Source organism: Chryseobacterium sp. AG363 (assembly GCF_003610675.1).
GTDB classification, from domain to species: Bacteria; Bacteroidota; Bacteroidia; order Flavobacteriales; family Weeksellaceae; genus Chryseobacterium; species Chryseobacterium cucumeris.
In genome coordinates this window covers 1-7008 of sequence record NZ_RAQF01000002.1, presented here as the reverse complement: position 1 = coordinate 7008, position 7008 = coordinate 1, and the positions used below count along the sequence as shown (strand labels likewise).

Here is a 7008-nt window from a genome sequence, read left to right as displayed (position 1 = left end):
TTGGTATCTATAGATTCGAGCATTCCGGCATTATTTTTAGCAAAAGTAACTCTTGTATTTCCCAAGTGATCCTTGTAATTGTAAATATAGCGGTTTTCTGTGAAACTGTAAAACCCTTCTGAAGTAGAGACAAAATCCAGATTCCATATAGGCTTAGGAAGTATTGGACCTACTATTTTTGAATAGGCCTGAGGCTCATAGGCTGATTCTGTCATACAGGTCATGCATATTCCTCCTTCATCTACATAAGAATATTGGAAGCCATCCAGATAGTCCTTCATTCGGGTGGTAGGAAGCCCCATATACCCCTGCTGTACAATAGTTTTACGAAGTTTCTCCCCATCAGCACGGTACAAATGATTTATATTCGTGGTAATTATCTGTCCCGAATATCCTGTATTCTGTATTGCTATTGATTTCGGCAGGTTCAGATAGTTGTAACCAATAGACTGAATCCCCTTATCCTTCATGTCGGTCATATTCCCATTAAGGTCATAACCAATCATATTATTTCCTCCTTCATATCCTGATGAATTGAGTGAATGTTCTATTACCTGATTCAGACGGTTTCCTGTATATTTATATTCAAGATCATCCACCTGTGTTGCGGTAGTTCCTGACACAGGATAAGCATTCCTCTTCAGGGTCATGATATTTCCATTGAAATCATAAGTCAGATTTTCATTGAAATTATTATTGTAAGGATTGGTTGCTCCGGGTTTTGTATAAATAGCATCTGTTAATCTATTTAAGGGATCATAAGTATAAGAATATCTTTTCAAGGCTCCCTCCGAAGCATTTATCCAATCTACCTCTGCTATATTTCCATTATATCTTCCGGATGATAAATTCGTGTAGACGGGATTAGTATATTTAATTTCATATCCAAAGAGTTTTCCATTCAAGGCGGCTGGATCGTTGATTTTAGTCAGCCATCCACGGATATTATACTTATAATCTATCGATTGTAATGGACTTACAGGATCTATTCCCCCTACTTTTTTATTAGTCACCTGAGAAAGTTCATTATAGGTATTCTGGGTTAGAATCTCTACCGGATTACTGTCTACCTGATGTTTGTGTACCAGTAACCTGTTCTGGCTGTCATAATCAAACATTTCGGTAATCACTCTTTCAGTATCTGTGTTAAGTCTTTTATGTTTTGTTACAGTTTGTTTCGTAACTCCTGCAAAATCCAATTTGGATTCTGTATGGGTATAACCTCCCAAATGGTTGATAGAGTGACCTCCGATAGCTCTTCCCTTCGTATCATAATAGGTGTAATTCTTTGTCCAGTTGTCATCCTCAATATTTTTTACAAAACTCATTACAGGCAACCCTTTCGTACTTCTTCCGTCAACTGCAGGAATTTCAGTCAATACAGGTTCTCCCTGAATTGTTGAAGGAAATGCAGGATTAAAACTGTAGGCAGGATAGGAGTCGTAATAATTAACAGACAAAATACTTTCAGGGGTAAAATAGACAGCTGTATAATAAATATTGATTCCATTCCTTACAAAACCTGTAGAATGGCGCGCATCATAAATAACCAAATCCGTGATCTGATTCTGTAATGTAGCCCTACTGTCATTAGAACTGAATATGCCTGTATAGACAATCCTTCCCCACTGATCATACTTGGTCATCAACCATTTTCCAGATCCTCCCATATTAGCATCCTGACTAAGCATCAGCCTGTCAGCTTTATCATACACCATAAATTCCCAGCCTTTGCCAGGAAGCTTTTTTTCCACAAGTCTTCCCCTGCCGTCATAACGGTACTGATAGCATAAGGTATTGAGAAGGTCATCCGTAATAGGCTTATGAACAGCCATAGGAGGAATGACAAATGCCAGCTGGTCATATTCATTGTACACATAATAAGTATCAATATGTTCCGAAGAACTCTTTACTTTCCTTACCAATACAACCTGACCTTTACCATTTTTAAATTCTATGGTTTCATTCTCATCCTCATCTTTGACAGAGTTTTTATAAAGCTGGTTAGGGGCATACACTGTAGCAGGCGATAAGCTCAGTACACTTTTAGTAGCCCCATCTACCCAGCTTGTGGTCGTGGTAAACTGATAGACTTCATTCAATCCGTTAGCATCATACTCGAATTTAACAGGTTTAGTGCTCCAATCATTACCTACCTGAATCTGCTGTTGAATCCTGTCCAGAGGAGAGTTCTCCAAAACTTTTTCGGAATAGATCTTTTCATTCCCGTAAGTGGTAGGATAAACACCCAAAGGTACTGAATAATAGTTCCCATTGCTTGTGGAAAGTTGAGGAATAGGAAGATAGTCTTTCACCTGTCTCCCGAACGCGTCATATTCAATGTGGGTGACAACATCTCTTCCCAAAGGTGATGCTTTTACATTAACAATCTGCTTGGGTCTTCCCAGCCCGTCAAAATACTGAACGGTTTCTGAGGATTTGGTTGGAGAAGTTCCGTTATAATCCAGATACGTTTTGGACTGAATATAGTTTTCATTGCTTGAAATCGTGGAAAGCTGGGCGTAGGTTATATTGGATAAGAGCAACGCTCCTATCGGTATTATCAATTTTTTCATCAGTTTTAGTTTTTATAGTTGTATTTCATTTCCTTCAACACTTTGCCATTAACATCGATCACTTTCTGAAGTCTGTTTGCGGAATCATACACATAGCTTTCTCTGATGCCAGATGGTGGGGTGATGCTTCTTACTCCTACTAAAGGATCATATGTAAAAGTGGTAATCTGATAAGCGGATAAGGCCGTATTAGCTCTGAAGGTATTCAATGCTGACAAGAAAGATGTTTCATCATTGTTGGGACCAGCTAAAGCGTCTGTATTGGAAGCATTAACAATGGAATCAATTAAAGACTGCTGGATGTCTGTTAATTTGGCTCCTTCTATTTTGGCAATAGGCTGGGTTTGGTTGTAACCCCAGATAATGACCGTTGAAATACCATCTTTTGTGGTGTATTGCTTAAGATTTCCTTTAGAATCGTATTGATCGTAAGTAATACTTTTTTCCAATGAACCAATTGCAAATGAGGTTTGCACTTCATTGGGTAAAAAGGAAACGTTACCTATCCATTGATTATTATACACAATTTTCTTTACGTCAGTCAAAATGTTATTCTTATAGCTTTCTATTTTTTCAATTTCAGAAATTCTATTTTGTGAATAAGGTGAATTACCGGTATGATAAAAATATTTTGTTTTTAACTGAGATCCGTCTTCTATCATACTAATATGCTGGGAAATCATTTTATTTAATGGGTTATATTCAAAAGACTCATTTTTTTCCGTAATTTTCTGAATCCCATTATTATAGAAGTAATTTTTAGTTTTCACTGAAGACAATTTTGCCCAACCATATGCATCAACCAAGGAAATACCTACCATATATTGAAGTGGATATCCTGGTAGATTTCCAGACATAAAAAAGTTTTCGGGATCAAAAGGGACCCCAACGTTTCCTTGTTGTAATATCGTAACATAAGCATCATAGTTACTGAAATATCCACCATCAAATCCTAATCCATCAGGTCTGTAAAAGCGATGTCCATACACTTCTTCATGCTCTTCAAAATCATAGTTTAAATTTTTTTCTGAAATTTTCTTAAAAAAATTATCAAAAATTACCTCATTTTTTAAAAGACCTCTTTTATAATCTATGTTTTTACTCGGAACAAAGGGCCTTGTATTCGCTATTGAGATTTCTTCAGGATAGTCTATTGGAGATGTATATTCTTGTTCAATTTTTCCTTTTCCTGTTTCAAAAACAGTCACATATTTATATCCAACATCAGAGCCATGTGTATTAATTAATGGTGTATTATTCAATGATGTTGTTGTTATAAAATTAATTGTTTCAGACAGCAGACCTCCCGAGTAAAATGGAGCTCTAATACACGATGTCTCAATCTTTGTTCTTCTAGGATAACTAAAAACCGGTTTGATAAATGATAAGGCTCCACTACTTTTTTTACTATCTCCTAACCAATTGTAATTATATTTTTTCTCTTTTTCAGGGACAATTGTACTATTCATATAACTATTGTACAAATCGCTAGAATCATTTGAAAAATATCCTATTTTAGAAATTCTGTTACCACCACCAAATAAGTATTTATTTTCTTGGTCTGCTGCTGTATAATATTCAATAGATAAATGGTCTACCCCGTTATAGTTTAAATTTAAATTAAGCCTTTTTACAGCATACTGTACATTTTTTCCAGTATAACTTCTTTACAACAATCATTATTGGGTTCAACACAAAAAAAACTGTTAACCAAACTATACTGCCCATTGATTATCTTAAATAACCCAATACTTCTGTTCCAGGTATTGGGATCTTCAGGAAGCATTATATCAGTTCTAAATACAGCTCTTCTATCTTTAGTGTGAATGGGAAGCAATTGAAAAGCCGAATTATCGAATGATTTATAATCGGAATCCAGATGAACTTCATTTAATGTATTTTCTTTAAAATCCGTAACAGGTTCATCTCCAATATATGAATAGGTATTACTTTCAAAAATAAAAACAGAAGAGCCACCTGTAGGGTATTTTACTTTATTTAAAAGATCTAAAGTACTTGTCTGCGGATTAGGTGTTCTGATTGTTGAAACTGTCTGAGCATTACAATTGTTCGTGATAAGGTTAAAATTTCCCCAATAATCAAGAGCAATTGTTCCGTTTAAATTTTGATTGTTTTCATTGTATGAAAAAGTATATTTTAATGGTTGTGTATTGACTCCAAAATCCTCAACAACCTCTTTTAGCATCAATCTATTCTTTATGATATTAGAATATCCATAATTAAAATTTACTTTTTTAATAGCTCTATCATTAAAGTCTTTAAAACTGATATTCTTAATTCTTACCACTTTATCATAAAGAATTATGTCTGAGTCGCTTCTAGCAGTAGCATATTCAAATGATACTTTAGAATAATCAGGAACTGTAATATTCTTAATTTTTTTCACTTTAGTTCTTGAAAGTGAATTAACGATCTGCTGTGCCGGTTGAATTTCGTTAAAGCAATTGTATTTTGAATATTTTGAATAATTTCCATCGGGATATTCATTATCAATAAAATTAGAACTTCTATTGACCTCCATAAAATCATTATCATAAAAATCATATTGAATCAAGCTTTTATCATTGGGATCTTTTACTTCAACCAAATGAAATGAGCTAATAAATTCCGTATTGGAAGACATGGATGAACTTGGATTAAACAAACTTCTGTTGTCAACAGCCTGTGTAGTACTTGTTGTTTCAGAAACATTGAATATATATTGATACCCTTTTTCATCATAAATTGTGAAACCAGTAGGTGTATAAGGATTGTTATTAATAGTAGAATAGTGATTGATAATCTTCACTCTATAATCGCTTAAAGGGACAGCCTCTAAAATACCAGCCTGATTCTTTTTCAAATAAAAACGACCAGAATTTCCCATGAAATTAAATTGCCACAAATCATATTCTGTATCGAACTTGCCTTGTTCTATTGTTTCCCAATAGTACTTATTTGCTTTATAAGGATCACTATATGCGAGTTGAGAAAGAATGCTAAGGTCACTATTATAATAATTATTATCATAGGTAAGATTATCATGATAGAGTCCAATTTTAGCTTTTATAACTCCATTATTTCCATGAACAAATATTTCATCCGGTAACCCTCTGACAGTTCTTGAAACAGTTCCTCCGGACATCATACTCCATCCCAACCCCGCTTCTCCTGCAATATTATCTGCTTTAACATTTGCCTGATGATATTTTAGCGATACTTCCAGATTAATATCTTTGGAGTGAGTGGGAACTGAAAACAAAGGAATACCAATATCAGGAGTACCAGTATAATTATTAACAGGGATTTCTTCAAATTTCATTAATGCTGCAACAGTAGGAGAAGGCGGAATTATTTGGGGTAAATCTGTTTTAATATCAGGTGTTGATTGAGCATAGATATTACCCGCTAAAATACACAGCGCTGCAATAGTTATCTTTTTTCTTTTCATCAATTCTATTTTTTTATCAATTTAGCATTAGCTGTTTTATTGGTATCCGTTTTTATCGTTACCAAGTAAGCTCCCTGCACCAAAGCCTGAGTGTTGATTTTGGTAACTTTATTCTTTGTTTTACTATTTTGAAGCTGTCTTCCACTCATATCATACAAAATAATATCAGCATCCTTGAAGTCAAAACCGATTTCTACATAAGCATAGTCAGATACAGGATTTGGATAGATCTTGATATCATATTTTTCAATCAGCTGATCAACCTGTTTGTCTCCCAGCTTTACAATTTTCCAGTTTTCTTTACCCAGCTCTTCTGCACTGGTTCCAGCAAGAATAATGGAACCGTCTCTGTTGAGTTTTAAATCAGAAAGTCTTTCTTCTTTTTGTCTGGATTCTCCTTTTACGTGTTTTCTCCACTGCTCATTGCCATTCTGATCCAAATACAGCATCCAGAAGGTTTCATCATCAGTTTGAATTCTTCCTTCAGCCTGGGTATAACCTCCTAAAAGAATACCTTTAGAAGATTTATCGTCAGCAGAATGAAGAACACTCATACCCATCAAAATATCTCTGTTTTTGAAATTGTAGGATTTCTGCCACTGCTCTTCTCCTCTTTCATTGAGAGCAATCAGCCATAGGTCTGTTCCTTCTTCAATGCCTACGGTTTTGTTTCCTGATCTTTCTGATCTTGATTCTCCACCAATAATAAAACCTGTAGAGGTTAGTGCAAGGGTTCTCAAATGATCATCTCCTTTGCCTCCGAAGTTCTTTTCCCATTCTACTTTTCCGTTTTTGTCCAATTTTACGATCCAGTAGTCACCTTCACCAAAGTTTTCAGTTTGTTTCGAGTTGCGGGATACGGGATTCGAGTTTTGAATCTTGGATGCAGAACCAGAAACACGAACCTCGGAACTTCTTGAATAAATCCCCAGTAATGCTCCACCATCTCTCGTTGGAATCATCTTCTCTACTTCGTCTAAA

The 7008-nt window shown here is 35.1% G+C and carries 4 protein-coding genes; all 4 read right to left on the bottom strand.

From position 1 onward, the window contains the following. A partial coding sequence (locus DEU39_RS24240) for a DUF6443 domain-containing protein (RefSeq protein ID WP_120230470.1) occupies nucleotides 1-2576 on the bottom strand: 2576 nt, incomplete at its 3' end. Nucleotides 2577-2581: 5 nt separating this feature from the next. After that, entirely contained in the window at nucleotides 2582-4045 is a 1464-nt protein-coding gene (locus DEU39_RS00025) for an RHS repeat protein (protein ID WP_120230469.1), read from the bottom strand. Nucleotides 4046-4206: 161 nt separating this feature from the next. Beyond that, nucleotides 4207-6027, bottom strand: a complete 1821-nt coding sequence (locus tag DEU39_RS00020; RefSeq protein WP_120230468.1) for a hypothetical protein — start codon at nucleotides 6025-6027, stop codon at nucleotides 4207-4209. A gap of 5 nt (nucleotides 6028-6032) precedes the next feature. Beyond that, a partial coding sequence (locus DEU39_RS00015) for a T9SS type A sorting domain-containing protein (RefSeq protein WP_147367535.1) occupies nucleotides 6033-7008 on the bottom strand: 976 nt, incomplete at its 5' end.

What these genes read in the sequence shown, in the direction of transcription:
- DEU39_RS00025 (WP_120230469.1), bottom strand. Translation starts at nt 4,045, where the DNA reads ATGAATAGTACAATTGTCCCTGAAAAAGAGAAAAAATATAATTACAAT.
- DEU39_RS00020 (WP_120230468.1), bottom strand. Translation starts at nt 6,027, where the DNA reads ATGAAAAGAAAAAAGATAACTATTGCAGCGCTGTGTATTTTAGCGGGT.